This is a genomic window from Paenibacillus sp. Y568 (assembly GCF_059445545.1).
Window position 1 is genome coordinate 1 of the sequence record NZ_JCAIUM010000029.1, and the last position, 19,274, is coordinate 19,274.

The 19,274-nt window shown below is 39.2% G+C and carries 11 protein-coding genes, 11 tRNA genes, 1 rRNA gene and 2 pseudogenes; all 25 read left to right on the forward strand.

All coding sequences use genetic code 11. The features are described 5' to 3' along the window. Nucleotides 1-199: 199 nt before the first annotated feature. Nucleotides 200-316: ribosomal RNA gene (gene rrf, locus AC1D7X_RS24430) — 5S ribosomal RNA — on the forward strand. A gap of 66 nt (nt 317-382) precedes the next feature. Next, a tRNA-Asn gene (locus tag AC1D7X_RS24435) sits at nt 383-458 on the forward strand. Nucleotides 459-460: 2 nt separating this feature from the next. Further along, nucleotides 461-536: transfer RNA gene (locus tag AC1D7X_RS24440), tRNA-Thr, on the forward strand. A gap of 20 nt (nt 537-556) precedes the next feature. Further along, a tRNA-Glu gene (locus tag AC1D7X_RS24445) sits at nt 557-631 on the forward strand. Nucleotides 632-649: 18 nt separating this feature from the next. After that, a tRNA-Val gene (locus AC1D7X_RS24450) sits at nt 650-725 on the forward strand. A 48-nt stretch (nt 726-773) separates the two neighbouring features. Then, nucleotides 774-848, forward strand: a tRNA-Gln gene (locus AC1D7X_RS24455). Nucleotides 849-852: 4 nt separating this feature from the next. Then, nucleotides 853-928, forward strand: a tRNA-Lys gene (locus AC1D7X_RS24460). Between the two features lie 14 nt (nt 929-942). Then, nucleotides 943-1,027: transfer RNA gene (locus AC1D7X_RS24465), tRNA-Leu, on the forward strand. A gap of 8 nt (nt 1,028-1,035) precedes the next feature. Beyond that, a tRNA-Gly gene (locus tag AC1D7X_RS24470) sits at nt 1,036-1,110 on the forward strand. A gap of 18 nt (nt 1,111-1,128) precedes the next feature. Beyond that, nucleotides 1,129-1,205 (forward strand) — tRNA-Arg (locus tag AC1D7X_RS24475). 23 nt (nt 1,206-1,228) lie between these two features. Continuing rightward, nucleotides 1,229-1,302, forward strand: a tRNA-Pro gene (locus AC1D7X_RS24480). Nucleotides 1,303-1,313: 11 nt separating this feature from the next. Beyond that, nucleotides 1,314-1,387: transfer RNA gene (locus AC1D7X_RS24485), tRNA-Gly, on the forward strand. A 444-nt stretch (nt 1,388-1,831) separates the two neighbouring features. After that, nucleotides 1,832-4,633 (forward strand): phosphoenolpyruvate carboxylase, encoded by a 2,802-nt coding sequence (ppc, locus tag AC1D7X_RS24490; RefSeq protein WP_495476309.1) that lies wholly within the window; start codon nt 1,832-1,834, stop codon nt 4,631-4,633. Nucleotides 4,634-4,819: 186 nt separating this feature from the next. Then, the gene (gene sigW / locus AC1D7X_RS24495) at nt 4,820-5,389 is read left to right on the forward strand and encodes an RNA polymerase sigma factor SigW (protein WP_495458159.1); all 570 of its coding nucleotides are present in this window, start codon (nt 4,820-4,822) and stop codon (nt 5,387-5,389) included. Nucleotides 5,390-5,506: 117 nt separating this feature from the next. Continuing rightward, nucleotides 5,507-6,121 carry an anti-sigma factor family protein gene (locus AC1D7X_RS24500; protein ID WP_495458150.1) on the forward strand — a complete coding sequence of 205 codons (615 nt, stop codon included), beginning with the start codon at nt 5,507-5,509 and terminating at the stop codon, nt 6,119-6,121. A gap of 194 nt (nt 6,122-6,315) precedes the next feature. Then, nucleotides 6,316-7,155: a diadenylate cyclase CdaA gene (cdaA, locus tag AC1D7X_RS24505; protein WP_495458149.1), complete on the forward strand. Its 840-nt coding sequence runs from the start codon at nt 6,316-6,318 to the stop codon at nt 7,153-7,155. Continuing rightward, complete coding sequence (locus AC1D7X_RS24510) at nt 7,139-8,557, forward strand: CdaR family protein (protein ID WP_495458148.1); 1,419 nt, start codon at nt 7,139-7,141, stop codon at nt 8,555-8,557. The genes cdaA and AC1D7X_RS24510 overlap by 17 nt, the downstream gene beginning before the upstream one ends. A gap of 58 nt (nt 8,558-8,615) precedes the next feature. Beyond that, entirely contained in the window at nt 8,616-9,956 is a 1,341-nt protein-coding gene (gene glmM / locus AC1D7X_RS24515) for a phosphoglucosamine mutase (RefSeq protein WP_495476310.1), read from the forward strand. A 588-nt stretch (nt 9,957-10,544) separates the two neighbouring features. Then, entirely contained in the window at nt 10,545-12,377 is a 1,833-nt protein-coding gene (glmS, locus tag AC1D7X_RS24520; protein WP_495476311.1) for a glutamine--fructose-6-phosphate transaminase (isomerizing), read from the forward strand. 723 nt (nt 12,378-13,100) lie between these two features. Further along, complete coding sequence (locus AC1D7X_RS24525; RefSeq protein WP_495476312.1) at nt 13,101-13,940, forward strand: TnsA endonuclease N-terminal domain-containing protein; 840 nt, start codon at nt 13,101-13,103, stop codon at nt 13,938-13,940. Nucleotides 13,941-13,957: 17 nt separating this feature from the next. Then, entirely contained in the window at nt 13,958-15,796 is a 1,839-nt protein-coding gene (locus AC1D7X_RS24530; protein ID WP_495476313.1) for a TnsB C-terminal domain-containing protein, read from the forward strand. Nucleotides 15,797-15,940: 144 nt separating this feature from the next. After that, a pseudogene (locus AC1D7X_RS24535) lies at nt 15,941-16,572 on the forward strand (IS3 family transposase); the annotation flags it as partial. Between the two features lie 300 nt (nt 16,573-16,872). Further along, nucleotides 16,873-17,025 (forward strand): annotated as a pseudogene (locus tag AC1D7X_RS24540) (IS256 family transposase); the annotation flags it as partial. A gap of 140 nt (nt 17,026-17,165) precedes the next feature. Next, complete coding sequence (locus AC1D7X_RS24545) at nt 17,166-18,488, forward strand: aspartate aminotransferase family protein (protein ID WP_495476314.1); 1,323 nt, start codon at nt 17,166-17,168, stop codon at nt 18,486-18,488. A 295-nt stretch (nt 18,489-18,783) separates the two neighbouring features. Beyond that, a complete protein-coding gene (locus AC1D7X_RS24550; protein ID WP_495476315.1) occupies nt 18,784-19,263 on the forward strand; it encodes an adenylyltransferase/cytidyltransferase family protein in 480 nt (159 codons plus the stop codon). The last annotated feature ends 11 nt before the right edge of the window (nt 19,264-19,274 follow it).

Consider the following 19,274-nt stretch of genomic DNA (forward strand, 5'->3'; position numbering starts at 1 on the left):
GAGCTGACCAATACTAATCGGTCGAGGGCTTATCCTAATATTCTGAAGTTTAGGCTTCAGAAGCAAATGAAAGTTTCGAACTGCAAATTCATTCGTATCTAGTTTTCAAGGATTAAACCTTGAATACAGCTGCATGTCCTTTTTGGGGCTGATATTTTCTCGCAGCGATTTCGAGAAGCGTAAGCTTCGAAAAATCACGTTTGGTGGCGATAGCGGAGGGGTTCCACACGTACCCATCCCGAACACGACCGTTAAGTCCTCCAGCGCCGATGGTACTTGGACCGCAGGGTCCTGGGAGAGTAGGACGCCGCCAAGCAGTTATTCTGTAAAATATGTGTACATGCATATTATACGCTTCGCTTTATCTCATGAATGCTTATATTCCCTGATAGCTCAGTTGGTAGAGCACTCGACTGTTAATCGAGTTGTCACAGGTTCGAGTCCTATTCGGGGAGCCATTGCTCTCATAGCTCAGTAGGTAGAGTGCATCCATGGTAAGGATGAGGTCACCGGTTCGAATCCGGTTGAGAGCTCCATAAGTTTTTCATTCTAGTATGGCCCGTTGGTCAAGCGGTTAAGACACCTCCCTTTCACGGAGGTAACAGGGGTTCGATTCCCCTACGGGTCACCATTTTAATTTTAGAAACGTGGAGGCTTAGCTCAGCTGGGAGAGCATCTGCCTTACAAGCAGAGGGTCGGGGGTTCGATCCCCTCAGCCTCCACCATTTATTGTGATTGTTGTAATATTGGAGATAATATAAGTGATCCATTAATGGGAATTAGCCAAGCGGTAAGGCAACGGACTTTGACTCCGTCATGCATAGGTTCAAATCCTATATTCCCAGCCATTAAGAGCCATTAGCTCAGTTGGTAGAGCACCTGACTTTTAATCAGGGTGTCGAAGGTTCGAATCCTTCATGGCTCACCATTTTTTACAAGTGTGCGCGTGTGGCGGAATTGGCAGACGCACTAGACTTAGGATCTAGCGTTTCACGACGTGGGGGTTCAAGTCCCTCCACGCGCACCATATTTTTTGCGGACGTGGCTCAGCGGTAGAGCATCGCCTTGCCAAGGCGAGGGTCGCGGGTTCGATTCCCGTCGTCCGCTCCATTTTTATTACATGCATTTGCGCCCTTAGCTCAGCTGGATAGAGCGTTTGACTACGAATCAAAAGGCCAGGAGTTCGAATCTCTTAGGGCGCACCATTTTATTACAAAAAGAATAATTTCGGGACGTAGCTCAGCTTGGTAGAGCACCTGGTTTGGGTCCAGGGGGTCGCATGTTCAAATCGTGTCGTCCCGATTCTTTACTTCGCGGGTGTAGTTCAATGGTAGAACTTCAGCCTTCCAAGCTGATAGCGTGGGTTCGATTCCCATCACCCGCTCCATATTTTAAATTCGATAATCCTTGATATTCAAGGATTTTTTTGTATATATATTTTGCATAGTTGATTCTTGCGGAGTAACTCAGGAATTATTTACTATGTATGTTCAAGTCAAATGTTATAAAGACTAGTATGGTTGATTTGAACAGTATGATTAACCCCGCTAAATATGGTAATTTATTGATGTATATGTATAAATATGAGGCTATCTAAAAGCTTGTATTGACTAGGTATTAAAAATCACCTTAATTAAACATACGTTTATTTAAGATTTATAAATGTGGGAATGAATCAAAATTCACATACGGTAATATTAATACAGAATTAAATTGAATCTTATTAAAGAAAATTAAAGATTTTAGTTTTAATTTATTGTATGATGTTATGAAGTATTACGAAGGTATGAACAAATAGATAGCAATTAACAGAGAAGACGGGAGGAGTAACATGACTGACCTTACGGTTACCACTAGTAAGAGTAACTCTAATAACTTGCTTCGGAGAGATGTACGATTTCTTGGTAACATTCTTGGAGAAGTCTTAGTGCATCAAGGGGGCAATGAACTATTAGAGATCGTAGAGAAGATACGTGAAACAAGCAAATCCTTGAGATCAGTATTTTTGCCTGAAGTATATGCTGAATTTAAGGATATGATTGACACATTAAAGCCGGATACACGACATCAGGTGATTCGAGCGTTCGCAGTCTACTTTCAATTGGTAAATATCGCTGAACAGAACCATCGTATTCGTAGAAAACGTGATTATGAGCGTTCTGCAGGAGAAACAGTTCAACCAGGTTCTATTGAAGGCGCAATTCAAGAATTGAAAGAGCAAAATTTCACATATGAAGAAGTTCAGGATATTGTAGAAGGTCTTTCACTTGAACTTATCATGACAGCTCACCCGACAGAAGCTATGCGCAGAGCAATACTCGATATTCATAAGCGGATCTCTGAAGATGTTATGTTATTAGATAATCCAACACTTACTTTCCGTGAACGGGAACAACTAAGAGAGAAACTTCTGAATGAGGTCATTACTTTATGGCAAACGGATGAATTAAGAGATCGTAAACCAACTGTTTTGGATGAAGTTCGAAACGGTATGTATTACTTTCATGAAACGTTATTCCATGTACTTCCGGATGTATATCTGGAACTTGAACGATGTCTAGATAAATATTACCCAGGAAACCACTGGCATGTTCCAACGTACCTCCAGTTTGGCTCTTGGATTGGAGGAGATCGTGATGGTAACCCATCCGTTACTTCTGACATTACTTGGCAGACGTTGTGTATGCAACGTAAGTTAGCTGTTCGAGAGTATCAACGCATTATGGCTGAATTCATGCAGTACTTAAGTTTCAGTACATCTATTGTTACGATCTCAAGTGAACTAGAAGAATCGATTCTTCGCGACCAGTCCATGATTACGTTGAGCAAAAATTCTATATGGCATAACGATAATGAACCTTATCGTATCAAACTTGTTCATATGATGGCGAAGGTAAATAATGTTCTAGATGACAGTAAGAAGGGTACACCAGAGCGTTATGCATCACCTGCAGAGTTTATTGAAGATCTGAAGATTATTGATCGAAGTCTTCGTCATCACTATGCAGATTATGTAGCAGACACTTACATCGAGAAATTAATCCGTCAAGTTGAATTGTTTGGATTCCATACGGCATCTCTAGATATTCGCCAACATAGTCAAGAACATGAGAATGCAATGACTGAAGTGTTGGCAAAGATGAATATTTCGGAGAACTATGCTCAACTCACTGAAGATGAGAAAATTACTCTACTGAATAATTTATTGAATGATCCAAGACCTATTACATCTCCTTATCATGTATATAGTGAAAGTACTACGGAATGTCTAGATGTATATCGGACCGTGTATAAGGCACAAGAGGAATTCGGCAAAAACTGTATCACGAAATATCTCATAAGTATGGCCGAAGATGCTAGTGATATTCTGGAAGTGATGGTATTCGCTAAGGAAGTAGGCCTATTTTGTCAACATGCAGATCAGACAGTTACATGTACTCTTCAAGCCGTACCATTGTTTGAGACAATCGAGGATCTTCATGCGGCGCCAGATATTATGAGACAAGTACTCGATCTTCCTATTTACCGACAAAGCGTTGCTGCCATGAATGATTTACAGGAAATTATGTTGGGATATTCTGACAGTAACAAAGGTGGAGGCGTAGTTACAGCGAATTGGGAGCTACGTGTTGCTTTGAAGAAAATAACTGCAGCTGCAGATGAATACAACGTGAAGTTGAAATTCTTCCACGGTCGTGGAGGAGCTCTAGGCCGCGGAGGGATGGCGCTGAACCGTAGTATCTTAGCACAACCTGCTTCTACCGTTGGTGGAGGTATCAAAATAACCGAGCAAGGCGAAGTTATCTCTTCACGTTATTCTTTGCAAGGTATAGCTTACCGAAGCTTAGATCAAGCAACAGCAGCCCTTATAACAGCCGCTATTAATGCTCGCTCACCTCATAATGATCTTTATGAACAACAAGAAGAGCAATGGGATAATATCGTAAGGGGGATTTCAGAGGTTTCTCTTGATAAGTACCAAGATCTGATCTTCCGTGATCCTGACTTCTTGAGGTTCTTTAAGGAATCAACGCCATTACCAGAGGTTGGAGAGCTTAATATTGGTTCACGTCCTTCTAAACGTAAGAATAGTGATCGATTCGAAGATTTACGTTGCATTCCTTGGGTGTTTGCGTGGACGCAGAGTCGTTATTTACTTCCAGCATGGTATGCTGCAGGTACAGGCTTACAAAGCTTTTATCAGGATAAGGAAGAGAACTTGAAGGTTCTACAAGATATGTATTCTAACTTCTCATTCTTCACAACACTTATTGATACGTTACAATTGGCTATTGCGAAGGCAGATCTCTTGATAGCGAAAGAGTATGCTAATATGACGAAAGAATCATCGTATCGTGACCGTATTTTCAATCAGATTGAAGAAGAATTCAAGTTGACTTCAGATCTTATTCTCAAAATAACAGGACAAAAAGAGATCCTTGATAATGTTCCGGTTATACAGGAATCGATTCGACTTCGTAATCCTTACGTAGATCCACTAAGTTATCTTCAAGTTCAGCTTGTTAGCGAGTTACGTGAACTACGCGATCAGGGCGAAGATAACAATGAGCTACTACGTGAAGTATTATTAACTATCAACGGAATTGCTGCAGGACTTCGAAATACGGGTTGATGTATTTTTGAATAAACTTTGGAACAATGTAAGATATCATGTCGAGAGTTCCTTCGGGAACCTCGATTTTTATTTGGTCTTTTTTGTTAATAATAGAGATGTGGTATTGCTTTTTTGACAGACATGAATTACTATTCTAATGTTGTATTAGAACCTATGATACCCATCAGCAAGTCTGGGGGAATAATGTTGGACCAAATAGAGAATAGATTAACGAAGCTTGCACTAAATGGTGATCAGCAGGCTTTTGCAGAAATTGTTGAGTTATATAAAGATAAAATATACCATTTGGGCTATAGGATGCTGAACAATCGTCATGAAGCGGAGGATGTCGTTCAGGAGACATTTTTGCGTGTATTTAAAAGTTTGGATCGATTTGATCCTAATCAGAAATTCTCGACATGGATTTATCGTATTGCAACCAACCTCTGTATTGATCGTTTGAGGAAAAGAAAATCTACATATTCGCTAGACGCTGATATGAACGAACAGGAGGGTCTGGACGGTTATTCCTTGATCCCAAGTGATGATCGAACCCCCGAAAGTGAGTTAATGATTTCAGAAACAAAACAGCTGATTTACGATGCCATCGAGAGTCTTCCAGCAAAATATAAATCTGTCATGATCTTAAGATATCTTCAAGATTTGTCTTTACAAGAAATTAGTGATGTATTAGATATGCCTGTGACAACGATAAAGACACGTGTTCATCGGGGTCGAGAGTTTTTACGTAAAAAATTAGAGCCGAAGTTGTAAACTTCCCATTATATTATGAAACATCTTTAGCATTGATACGTATGTAAATTATCAAGTCTTATGCCTTATGTTATAGGTAATGGGAAATTAACAGATTTTTTGAAAGGAATGGCTCATATGGAATGCAAGATAGCCGTCTCTTTAATGCATGATTATCTAGACGATGACTTGTCCAAGGAACAACAACTGATGCTAAAGTCTCACTTATTGTCCTGCCCAAGTTGTCGTATGGATTTTAAAGAACTTGAGCAAACAGAAATGATGCTGTATTCTGTTCCTCACCATATTCCTTCTGCATCGAGTGAGTTAACGGATCGCATTATGAGTATCATGCCCAAACATAAGAAGCAACAAGTGTGGGTTAGATGGATGAAAATGCATCCCGCAGCAACAGCGGCAGCTCTATTTCTTGTAATCATGCTGTTCAGTGCTGTTAATATCTTTAATCAAGATACACAGTTATTGGTTCAAGGAAGCGATTTGGATGAAGTAGTTATTAAAGGGAATACAGTCATTGTACCTGAAGGAACAACGATTTCAGGCGATCTAACGATAGAGAACGGGAAGACAGAGGTATTTGGGGAAGTACAAGGGAATTTGACTGTGATTGACGGGTCGTTGTTCAGAGCATCAACTGCACATATTTCTGGACAAGTAAAAAATGTCGATCGAGCGGTAGATTGGATCTGGTACAAAATCTCTAATGTTTTCTCGGATGTTGCCTACCGTTAGTGATTTAAAGGTAACAGGACGTTATGGTGCCTCTTTTACACAAAGATGGCACCTTTTTTGTTGAGATTACCCATTTTGTCCAAATTTATATAACCTTCGCTTGCATCATGAGGTTGATCGTTATAACCTATACATTAGGGACATTATATAGTGAGAGCATAATATTATTAAAGGGAATAAACGGGGGCCTTTGGATGAGTTATTTCACCGACATCACTTGGAGCGATTCCATTAAGGATATTATCGATATCGCTATAGTATCATATATCATTTACCACGCTATTTTGTTGGTAAGGGGTACCAGGGCAATTCAATTGTTAAAAGGAATTCTGGTTCTAGTTATTATTTGGGCACTAAGTACTTGGTTAAATCTGTACACGCTGAAGTGGCTCATGAATCAGATGTTTACTTTTGGAGTATTGGCCATATTTATTATATTTCAACCGGAGCTTCGACGAGCATTAGAGCAATTAGGTCGAGGTAAATTTCTCGGGCGAAGTTCTGCTGAAGATGAAGAGTTCACTAAATTAATAAGCGAAATGATTAAAGCTGTGAATTATTTATCACGCAGAAAAATTGGTGCATTAATTGTTTTTGAACGTGAGACAGGATTAAATGAATATACTGAATCGGGTATACCCATGAATTCGATGATTAGTTCTGAACTGATCATTAACATCTTTATTCCTAATACACCCTTGCATGATGGTGCGATGATAATCCAGTCGAATAGAATCGCTGCTTCAGCTTGTTACTTGCCGCTGTCAGAGAATCCTTTTATCAGTAAGGAATTAGGAACTCGTCATCGTGCTGCAATAGGGATAAGTGAGGTAGGCGATGCCATATCTGTTATAGTGTCGGAAGAGACGGGACAGATCTCATTGGCAATGAATGGTCAAGTGGTGAGGGATATTAAAGAGGAGTCACTGATATCGAAGTTGTATGAGGAATTACGTCCAAGGTCTAGTGTAAAAGAAAAACGTCCTGCATTCTGGAAACGGAAGGGGGGCGGCAAAAATGGAAAGATGGATTAAGAACAACACGGTAGTAAAAATTCTTGCGATTGCCGTCAGTGTTCTATTGTGGGGTATGGTCCATATTGAGGATGTTACACCAACCCCTACTACGGCCATGGATACCACTATTATAGAAAATGTCAAAATACAACCATCTGGCTTAGACGACACTTCCTATGAGTTAAGTTCGGTGGATATTGATCGGGTCAGAATGGAAGTTAAGGGCAAACGATCTGCGATTACATCGATCTTCAATGACGATTATAAAGTTATATTAGATCTTCATGATGTAAAGGAAGGTACCTATACGGTACCTTTGTCATCCGAACTTCCATCAGGCGTTGAACTGGTGTCTATGGAGCCATCGAAGGTTACGATCACGATTGAAAAACGAACAGATGCCACCTTCCCTGTAACCATTGTAACGACAGGGTCTCAGTCTGATGGATATGTTATGGGTGAAATGACAATAGAACCTAGTGCTGTACAGGTTACATTACCGGATAGTGAACTATTAAGTGTAGTGAAGGTACAGGGAACGATTGATCTTGATGGGAGTAAAGAAACAATTCGTGAGAAAAAGGTGAAACTGATTGCTCTGGACATTAAAGGGCAAGAGGTAAAGAATGCTATTATCGAACCTTCCGTGGTATCGGTACAAGTACCAATATCTGCATCCTTCAAGAGAGTGCCACTGGAAGTTAAATACACCGAAAATTTACCCGAAGGATTAGTACTGTCTAGTGTAGTTTCTAATGTGAAAGAAGTTAAATTATATGGCCCCAAAGAAGCATTAGCAGCAATTGAGGCGTATAATGCCGCAACGGTAGATCTGAGTCAAATTGATAAAGCAGGTAAGTTTACACTGAAAGCTAATCTTGATCTACCTTCGGGTATTGAGAAAATAGAACCAAGCATTGTGGATGTGGAAGTAGAAGTCGTATCTGTAGATCAGATCACAATAGATAATATTCCTATTGAAGTTGAAGGTGCAAGTGAAAATAAACAGGCAACGATTGTGGAACCTAAGGCCATTAGTTTGACTCTTAAAGGGGCATATTCCCAACTTAAGAGTCTAGATGCTAAAGATATAAAAGTGGTTGCAAACGTTGCAAATTTAAAAGCAGGCGTTCAGGAAGTAACTCTAGATGTTACTCTTCCTCAATTCACATCATTTGCTAGTGAAGATGTGATGAAGGCTACGATTGAGGTGAAGGATAAGACACCTACAGACGGTAAAGAACCACCGGATGTACCAGTTGGAGAGATATATGAACCAGATCCGCCTTTAGATCCTGTGACAACCACACCTGAACCAGAGGAAACTCCTGATCCAAGTGTAGATCAATCTAATGCTTCCACTAATTCTAATTCTTCCATTGGGGAAACTAATGGAGACGAAAGTAACAAATTACCGTAAAACGGACAAAAAAGGGAGACAACTCGGGGTTACATGAGTTGATATAAAGGAGAAAATTATGGGTAAATATTTCGGAACTGATGGCGTACGTGGGATTGCTAATATTGAGTTAACAGCTGAAATGGCTTATAGCATTGGACGTTGTGGTGGATATGTACTTACGGGTAATGTAGATAAACCAACGGTCGTGATTGGAATGGATACTCGAGTCTCAGGACATATGCTTGAATCTGCTTTAGTAGCGGGCTTATTATCTATCGGGGCACATGTTATTCGTTTAGGTGTAGTGACTACACCAGCTGTAGCTTATATAACACGTCTATTAAAGGCAGATGCAGGTGTCATGATCTCTGCATCACATAATCCAGTTGAGGATAATGGCATTAAGTTCTTCGGCGGAGATGGATTTAAACTTTCTGACGAAACAGAGCTTGAAATTGAGAAATTAATGGACGCTGAGGTGGATCAATTGCCACGCCCAGTTGGAGCGGATTTAGGAAATGTCATTGTAGATAATGATTCTAAATATAAGTATCTAGATTTCTTGAAGACAACAATTACCCAATCCTTTACTGGACTCAAGATTGTATTGGATAGCGCAAATGGCGCGGCATTTGAACTTGCACCAATGTTATTCCGTGATCTGGGTGCTGAGGTAATTACAATAGGTTCGGAACCAAATGGTCTGAACATTAATGATCACTGTGGATCAACACATCCAGAGAAGTTGAAACAGGAAGTATTGAATCATAAAGCTGATCTTGGATTAGCCTTTGATGGTGATGCTGACCGATTGATCGCTATTGATGATACTGGAGAAGAAATAGACGGTGACTTTATTCTATGTATTTGTGGAGAATCAATGAATCGAAGCGGTAAACTAAATGATAACACGATTGTATCGACGGTCATGAGTAATATCGGTTTCTATAAAGCTGCTGAGAAGTTAGAACTTAAAACATCCAAAACAGCAGTAGGCGATCGTTACGTGATGGAAGAAATGCGCAGAGGTGGATACAACTTAGGTGGAGAACAGTCTGGTCATGTTATTTTCTTAGATTATAATACGACAGGTGATGGTCTTCTTACAGGGATCCAACTAGTAGATACCTTAATACAATCCAGTAAGAAACTTAGTGAAGCTAAGATGATGATGAGAAAATATCCACAAGTATTGGTGAATGTTCGCGTGGAAGACAAGAGCAATTATGAAGGCAATGTCGCAATTCAAGAAGCTGTGGCATCCATTGAAGAGAAGTTAGCGGATAACGGACGAGTTCTTGTACGAGCTTCAGGTACTGAGTCATTGATTCGAGTGATGGCTGAAGGACCAGATAAAGAGAGTTTGGATCGTTATGTAGCAGATATCGTTGAGGTAGTGAAGCGGGAATTGGTGTAAGAAAGCAAGATAGATAGGTACACCTTGATGTCGATGAGACTAGTTTTATAAAGTTTCTTCGGCATCACCATAGGTTATATAATATGGGACTACGGTCAATGTTTTCTATTTATATTGCCAAATCGGGTTAACATGCATATAATAAACGGATGTCATTCAAATATAGAGAGTGAGGATCGTAGGGTTTAAGATTGAAAAGCGCCAGAACTTGGCTAGCGCGGGAAGTAAGATGGACGAAGATCCAGATGATTGATCTGTATCGGGCTCCTGACGACAACGGCAGCTCAAGTTGACGAGGTGGAGGTGTTCGAAATGTTCGGCGGGGACCTCCCGGTGATACACCAGAGCCGTGAATTGGATAACGGAAAACGAGCGGGCGACTGTTCATACAACGTACCGATGGGTGTAGCAATTATATAATCATAAGTGTGCGAGAGCTTAAGTAGTGGTATGGAACCTGAATGTACATTTGTGAATGAACTTTTGAAAATTAAATACATTTACCGTGCATTCTTGTACGTGCCGCACAGTGGACTCGTACACTTTTATTCTAAAAATAGAGCAGAAGTGAACGGGAGGATTTTATATATGTGTGGTATAGTCGGATACATTGGAAATAAGAATACGCAATCGGTGCTAATTGAGGGTCTTAAAAAGCTGGAATATCGAGGTTATGATTCTGCAGGAATTGCGGTATTTACAGATAAGGGTCTTGAAGTCGTGAAAGCAAAAGGACGTATGGTTAACTTGGAAGCCAAGCTCGAGAATGATCCATTAATTGGAGTAGCAGGTATTGGCCATACGCGTTGGGCAACTCATGGTAAACCATCTGATGCGAATTCCCATCCACATATGGACGAGAGCCAAAAGTTCTCCGTTGTTCATAACGGTATTATCGAGAACTATTTGGATTTGAAGGAAGAGTTAATCCGTGAAGGTCATACGTTTAAATCTGAGACGGATACTGAGATTATTGCTCATCTAATTGCTCGTGAATATGATGGAGATATTGTTAAAGCTGTGCGAAAAGCGATTACCTTTATGCGTGGTGCTTTCGCATTAGGCGTATTAACGGAGTATGAGCCAGATAAACTCGTTGCAGTTCGTCAAGCTAGCCCACTGATCATTGGTCTTGGAGATGGAGAGAACTTTATCGGTTCTGATATTCCAGCAATTCTCCAATATACGCGTAATGTGTATATCCTGAATGATGGTGAAATGGCTGTATTGACACAAGATTCCGTCGAATTAATGACTATTGAAGGGAATTTTATTTCTCGGGAAATGATTCATGTCGATTGGGATGCCGTAACAGCAGAAAAAGGCGGCTTTGAGCACTTCATGTTGAAGGAAATTCACGAACAACCAAAAGCGTACCGTGACACTATGCGTGGACGGATTGATGCTAAGGGTGAGAAGGTAATCCTTCCAGAGTTGAAGCTGACTCATGACCAAATTTTAAATATACGTAATATACAGATCGTCGCTTGTGGAACAGCTTATCATGCGGGTCTTGTCGGACGTAATGTGATTGAGCAATTGGTACGTATTCCTGTTGAGAACGATGTCGCTTCAGAATACCGTTATCGTTCACCTATCGTGACACCAGAGACGCTTGTGATCGTTGTAAGCCAGTCTGGAGAGACAGCAGATACACTTGCAGCACTACGTGAGGCGAAGGCTAATGGGGCGCATGTATTAGCTATTACTAACGTTGTAGGAAGCTCGATCGCTCGTGATGCAGATGATGTCATTATTACATTAGCTGGTCCTGAAATCGCAGTAGCATCGACTAAGGCTTATACTTCCCAATTGATCGCATTTTATCTCTTCGGATTGTATCTTGCTGAAGTACGTGGGACACAGACTACAGAAGCTGTTAAAGAAATCATTCAAGCTATGCAAGCATTGCCTGAACAATTAGATAGTATGTTGGAGCAATCCGAAGCTATTAAGGCTTATGCAGAACAGATTTCACACCATGAACATTTATTCTTCATCGGTCGTGGAGTAGACTTTGCCGTTGCTCAAGAGGGATCTTTGAAGCTTAAAGAAATCTCATATATTCACTCTGAAGCTTATCCAGCAGGTGAATTGAAACACGGAACTCTAGCATTAATTGAAGAAGGAATTCCTGTTATTGCTTTAGTTACACAAGAATCTGTTCTTGAAAAGACAGTGAGCAATATTAAGGAAGTAAATGCTCGTGGAGCAGATATCATGGCCATTACGTATGAAGAGCACGTATCGACCCTACTGAAGTCTGTAGACCAAGTATTTGCTATTCCTAAGACATTACCACTCCTAAGTCCGGCATTGTCTGTAGTGCCTCTACAACTGCTGTCATACTATGCTTCACTTGCTCGTGGTAATGATGTAGATAAACCACGTAACTTGGCGAAGAGCGTGACTGTGGAGTAAGAGGGTTGATTCGGTCGTTGTCTGGTGTCTGGTGACATTAAAGTTGGTGCCTTAACATTATAGTTAGTGTCTTTACACTAGTGTTGGTACCTTTACAACAAAGTTAGTATCTGTGTAGATGTAGAAAAAATTGAGTTTCCATCTACCCCATAAAGTATCCTGCTGAGCCGAGTGATAATCAGATTATTTTCTGATTATCACTCGGCTTTTTTACGCTCTTTTTCGTATTTATTGCATTAACGCCCCGAATCCTTTGTTGTATCAGGTATTTATACAATCACTACCTATGATTTCTCCTTCAAAATTTTGCCCATACCCTGTCATTTCCTCTAGACTTACGTAATTTTTTTGATTTTTCATCGGGATATTTTTCGAATTCCTTGTGCCTCACATCAGTCTTTTAGTTTTTTATAGTGAGGAAGTGAGTGTGTAGGGACATGAGTTAAAGCTTCGCTGTGTGTGAGATTTGTGAGAATAGAGGAGGGATCGGCAATCTTTATGAGATGATCACAATTAAGAAGTGTTAATTTGTAATTTTTTTAGGTTATAATTGATATATATATTATGATAAGACTTCCAAGATCTCACATAAACAATTAAATTTTAATGGCTCCGCCCTTTTTTTAAAAAAAGGGGCGGAGCCATTAGTCGTTTATTAAGGAGGTTTCCTATGAACGAGTCACTCGCTATAGGCCTAAATATGGACAAGGAAAGGGGATAATAATGTCTAGACGCGGTCAAAGAAAAGAGACGTTGCAAAATAATTATCTGAAAAAGGGGCGAGGACAAGGTGTAGGAGAAGACTATACTCCTTTTATTCAGGCGCATGATAATAAAGTTGCATCGGAGGGATGGATAACACGACATAAAGGTTGGAAAACAGGTCGCATTCACCACACTTTATCGGAATACGAACGAAAATATCTCTTTTACTGTGAATGGCTTGATGGGGTAGTTGATATTCGTGAGCAGTGGCCACTTTTACCTATTCAAAAAACAAAAGAGATAGCTGAACAACTTGGAATAATACATCCGAATATTGACGGGATCCCTGTAATAATGACAACTGATTTTAGACTTACGTTAAAAACAGAAAAGGGGTTTTGTGACGTTATAAGAACCATAAAACCAAGTGAACAATTGAATGATCGTACTCTTGAACTTTTTGAAATTGAGAGATTATACTTTGCTGAGCAAGGTGTTGATTGGACTATTATTACGGAAAATAAAATACCTGATTTTCTTGTGAAGAACGTGGAATGGATGGCGGAAGCAAAGTACCTTAATACCCGGCCAGGGGTGAATGAGGAACTTGTATCGCTTGTATCAGAAGGATTGCTTGAGATATTTTTACAAGATGAGGGACAAACCCCACTAACAAATCTATGCTTACGTACGGACCAGACATATAAATTAGAGAGAGGTACTTGCATGTTTATTTTGCAACATATGCTGGCTAACAAAAAGTGGGGAACTGATATGAATAAGCGGGTTATTAGGGAAAGTGAGCCATTAACTATTTACGAGCTTGAAAAAACGGGGAAATTAATCAATTTGGCTTAGATATTAGGAGGTTGAACATGTTTGTTGTTGTAAATTCCATTATTGAAAGATTTAACGATGATTTTGAACCAATAGAAGTACTTCGTGTGTTATGGATTGATGAATTAATGGAAAATATTGTTGTGTTAAATATTGATGATCATCGAAATATGTCATACCCGTATTTTATGAAATACGATGAATTAGTTAATGAAATAGGGGATAAGAAGAGCAGAGTTACAGAACTAGAAATAGACATGCGGTTGTTATCTCCTGATGATCATTATCTGGACAAATATAAGGAGAATCGAAATCGTAGGTGGGAAATTATTAAGGAAATAGTATTACAAGAACCGGACATTTACATATCTAAAAGTAGGGGGGAACTCTTAGATGAAGCACATTTATCTTCTGGAAAACCGAAGAAGGTGATTCGAGATTATTTGAAAAAGTATTGGTTTTATGGTAAGGCAATGAACGGATTGCTAGATAACTACTTTGATTGTGGTGTACCTGGAATACAGAGAGTTTACGAGAATAAACCCGGACCTGTATCTACAAATAGACATATGGTAACTGATGAGGACAAAGAAAATTTTATATCCGCTATACGGATTTTTCATAAACGTAAGGGGATGAACATTACAAAAACGCATGAAAGAATGTGTGAAACATTCTACCAACGAGGATTTTATAGAAAATATGGTGTAAGGGTTCCCATAGTTGATGTAGATAGAAGTCCCAGCTTGCGTCAATTTCGTTATTGGTATAAAAACAACACTACTGCCGCTGGTCGTTATTCTAATAAACATGGAAAACGCAGAGCAACGATGGATGTTCGACCTATGCAGGGGAATGCCTCAGAAAGAGGCTCTTGTGTAGGAGCTGTATTTGAAGTGGATGCAACACGATCAGATATTAATTTGGTTTCCTTTGACAGAAAGACAATTTTGGGAAAACCCACGTTGTATGTAGTGATTGATGTATTCAGCAGGATGGTTGTGGGTTACCACGTAAGCCTGGCTTCGGAATCATGGTTCGAGGCAATGTTAGCGATTGAGAATGCAGCTACTAGTAAAGTGGAGAATTGTGCGCGTTTTGGTATTGATATTAGTGAAGAAGAGTGGCCATGCCACTACTTGCCAAAATATTTAGTTGGTGATCGCGGAGAGCTAAAGGCACAATTCTCAGAGAGATTTGTAAACCTCCAGGTCGATGTACTAAATGCTCCGTCTTATCGCGGTGATTTGAAGCCATTTGTAGAAGTCAATTTTCATATCAGTAATGAGATGATCAGACAGTTACTATCTGGTTCAACTGAGGCAAAACAAATTGTGCGAGGAGATAATGATCCGGCCCGAGAATCGGCTTGGACTATTGAAGAATTCAACCGTTTTCTGATTGTATACTTTATAAATTATAACAAAAGCGCTTTGAGTAGGGACTATATTCCAAGCAAGGAGATGTTCTCTGACCAAGTAGAGCTTACCCCTTTAAAAGTATGGAATTGGGCTAAGGGAAAAAGATTACTGCATGAAAAAGGTAGAAATGAACTCCGTTACAGCTTATTGCCAAGAGAGCGTGCGAAAGTAACCCGTTTTGGAATTGAGTTTAGAGCACTTAATTACACTTGCAGTCTTGGACTGGAAGAGGGGTGGTTCGATGGAAATGGAAATGGGAATGGTATTGATGGTAAAACAGAAATAGAAGTTAGTTTTGATCCTAGGAACTGTAGCAGTATTTTTCTGAAGCATAAAAAGGGTATGAAAGCATTTCTTAGCTATTCATCGACTACGACCGTATTTTGGTGTTTTTTGCAATCGAAAAGTGCCGAGAATTGCAACGATGAATTTTTGTCAATATGCAGCAACAAGTAGGGTTTATGCATAGGTTTGACATGGAGCCTCTATGGGGCATGATTCACTGCGAAAGGGCGAGGCCAGCAAGCCTATCATACCCACCTCTCCATATAAAACCAGTTACTTTTGCTGCAAAACTAAGTACTTCTACTTTGCAACAAACATTTTGGCTACAATCGCATGCAGACGGCTTTGCGTAAGGAAGGGATTTCCCTGAATTGCAAAAAAGTACGTCGACTCATGAGAGAGCTAGCTATATGTTCCGTGATCCGGAAGAAACGTCCATCTTTTGGTCGAAAAGCATCTGTTATCTTTCCTAATGTCCTCAATCGTGAATTTACGGAAATGAGATATTACTTATGTGCGAATTGGCCATGATTTTCCTATCTTTCTGTAATTTGGGATCTCTTTAATAATGAAGCTCTAGCTTGGAAACTATCCAACCGCAATGATTTACAACTTGTATTAGACACGGTAAAGCAGTTGGATGCACCAGAAGCGCTTCTACATTCCGACCAAGGGTTTCAATACACAACGCAAACGTATGCCCGTCTATTAGAAGAATATGCGCTTAAAGGAAGCCATTCGAGACGAGGAAATTGCTTTGATAACGCTTGTGTCGAGTCTTTCTTTTCCCATCTTAAAGCGGAAAAGCTTTATTTACACGAGCCAGATAGTGAGGCAAGTGCTCGGAGACTCATTGCCGAACACATTGAATATTACAATAAAGAGCGATTCCAGAAAAAATTAGGCGACTCTCCCCGGTAGAATACCGTGAAGCGATCGCCGCTTAACTACTGTCTACTTTGCGGGGCTATGACCATACTCGACTATCTTTTCTCTTATTTATTCCGTATTCTTCAACTAAAACCTAACAAACTCCTATTGAAACTATTATTGTTATATATAAATACAATATTATTCCTGTTATATTTTACAAATAAGAATAATGGTTAATATATTTAAATATTTGCTTTATTGGGATTTTCGGAATATATTATATGTGTAAAGATAAATAGAAAAAGTAGGACCTTTTCTTGTAGAATTGAGTTACCACACAACAATTCACAGAAAAGAGGTCTTCCCTATGAATCATTTTACAACATTTTACAACAGATTTAGTCCAAGCTCTAGTCTCAAAACAAGATGGGACTGAAGTTTTTCGTTTTCATCTAGAAACAGCTATGAATCAGTTGTTAGAAACAGAGCTTACCGGATTTCTAGACTATGAAAAATATGACCGTATGCTGTGAAGACTTCAAATCGGTGTACCGAGCAAATGATGAACAAGCTGGTAAAGCTGTACTTGAGCGCTTCTGTGACAAGTGGAAAGCTGCATACCCTTAGTAATTAAATAGTGAATAAGTAAAAGAGGTGCTTACTTTAAATGGAAAATCAATTACAAGAAAGAGCTAATGCAGTAATGGTTGGTGGAGCTGCTTCAGGTTGGAATAACTTCGCTGTATTTGGAGCTAAACATTTTAGTAAAGCTGAAGGTAGCCATGTTTATGGAGTTGATGGAAAAAAATATATTGATTTTTGTATGGGATGGGGATCATTATTTTTAGGCCATAATCCAGAAATTATAAGAGAAGCTTTTAACAAATCTTTTGATATGGGCTTTGGTTTTCAGTATGAAACAGAATATCACGTTAAGTTAGCTGAATTGATTACAGATTTAGTTCCTTGTGGTGAAAAAGTTAGATTTGCGAATTCAGGTACTGAAGCTACTATGTTTGCAATAAGAATGGCTAGAAGTAAGACTGGGAAAAAGAAGATTATCAAGTTTGAAGGTCACTTTCATGGTGTGCATGACTATATGCTTTTCGCAATGGATTCTTCAGATCGGCTAGGAAAGAAAATGGATCTAGGACAATTGGAAGCGGTTGCAGGTTCCGGTGGGATACCCAGTGATATAAGCGAGATGGTCATTCCTGTTCCATTCAATGATACCGATACCTTTATTAATGTAATTGAAAAATACGAAGATCAGATAGCCGGGGTTATCATGGAACCAATTTGCCTTGCATCGGCTGTTATTTATCCTGATGCAGCATTTATGTCTACGGTTCGTCAAATGTGTAAAGAAAAAAATATTGTTTTGATATTTGATGAAGTTATGTCTGGATTTAGAGGTGGATTAGGCGGTGCTCAGGAATATTTGGGCATAACACCAGATTTGGCTACATACGGAAAAATACTAGGTTGTGGAATGCCTATTGCAGCAATTGTTGGAAAATCAGAATATATGGACGTATTAAGACCGTTAGGGGATGTTGAAGCTAGCGGAACTAACACAGGAAGAGTGTACACAATGGTTGCTTCATATCACGCTCTCTCATACTTGAAGGATAATCAAAATTTGTATCAAAAAGTTCATGATCTAAACAAACTCTTTGTAGACGGCGCTAATGACATTTTTGCTAGAAATGGAGTTCCAGGTTCTTCCATTGGATATGCAGGTAGAATCGTAACACATTTAGGTACTAGCGAGGGACTTCATAATTTCCGTGATGTGGTGACAACTTGGAATAAAAATTACCATATGAAATGTTATGAAAAAGCATATGATAAAGGTCTCTATGCATTTTTGATGCCGTTAGCAGTTTGTCCTGAACCAATAACAATAACGCCAGCTCATTCAGAGAGCGATATAAATGAATCATTGAATATATTAGAATATATTATTAAAACAACTCCATATCAGTAATTGCTAGTTCTCTATTGCGCAGAGGAACTATAGATAACAGATAATGTGTAAACCTGGCAATTTAATTCAAACGTTTGCGCAACAACCAAACGGCTAGTACATCGTTGAATACTGTGTATTCGATACACTCTTTATATAAAATAGAAGTGATTCATGTTCTACTTCTACAGATGTTCATATTTGTGCAAACGATTTATCAAGTGGAGACATCGAAGATTTGATACTAGAATAAATAATATTAGCTTTCGATTTTAAATGAGAATGACTATATCTTAAGTTTCTGGAGTGAAGTGTATTGAGAACGAAAAAAATCACTACCATAGTTAAGCTCTCAATCTTATGTGAAAAATTGAAATCTGAAGGTAAAACTGTAGTTCTTTGTCATGGATGTTTTGATTTAATTCATATTGGTCACATCTGGCATTTTGAAGAGGCAAAATCTTTCGGCGATGTTCTTATTGTTACTGTGACCCAAGATCAGTACATCAACAAGGGTAATAATAGGCCTTTTTTTTCAGAACAACTTCGTTTGAAAGCGGTATCGAGTCTGGAAATAGTCGATTATGTTGCTTTAAATGAATGGCCAACAGCCGTAGAAACCCTCAAGATTATTAAACCGAATTACTATGTTAAAGGCCCGGATTATACGTTATCTGATGCTAATGAAAATCTTATTTCAGAAGCAAAGGCGATTAGAGAGGTTGGCGGAGATACTCTCTTTACCAAGGGTGAAAAACTATCTTCAACAAATTTATTGAATAAACTAGGTGTTTAAACATTCATTTG

Bases quoted from the DNA above. Each gene is read 5' to 3' on its own strand.
- ppc (WP_495476309.1), top strand. From the start codon at position 1,832: ATGACTGACCTTACGGTTACCACTAGTAAGAGTAACTCTAATAACTTG.
- sigW (WP_495458159.1), top strand. From the start codon at position 4,820: ATGTTGGACCAAATAGAGAATAGATTAACGAAGCTTGCACTAAATGGT.
- AC1D7X_RS24500 (WP_495458150.1), top strand. From the start codon at position 5,507: ATGGAATGCAAGATAGCCGTCTCTTTAATGCATGATTATCTAGACGAT.
- cdaA (WP_495458149.1), top strand. From the start codon at position 6,316: ATGAGTTATTTCACCGACATCACTTGGAGCGATTCCATTAAGGATATT.
- AC1D7X_RS24510 (WP_495458148.1), top strand. From the start codon at position 7,139: ATGGAAAGATGGATTAAGAACAACACGGTAGTAAAAATTCTTGCGATT.
- glmM (WP_495476310.1), top strand. From the start codon at position 8,616: ATGGGTAAATATTTCGGAACTGATGGCGTACGTGGGATTGCTAATATT.
- glmS (WP_495476311.1), top strand. From the start codon at position 10,545: ATGTGTGGTATAGTCGGATACATTGGAAATAAGAATACGCAATCGGTG.
- AC1D7X_RS24525 (WP_495476312.1), top strand. From the start codon at position 13,101: ATGTCTAGACGCGGTCAAAGAAAAGAGACGTTGCAAAATAATTATCTG.
- AC1D7X_RS24530 (WP_495476313.1), top strand. From the start codon at position 13,958: ATGTTTGTTGTTGTAAATTCCATTATTGAAAGATTTAACGATGATTTT.
- AC1D7X_RS24545 (WP_495476314.1), top strand. From the start codon at position 17,166: ATGGAAAATCAATTACAAGAAAGAGCTAATGCAGTAATGGTTGGTGGA.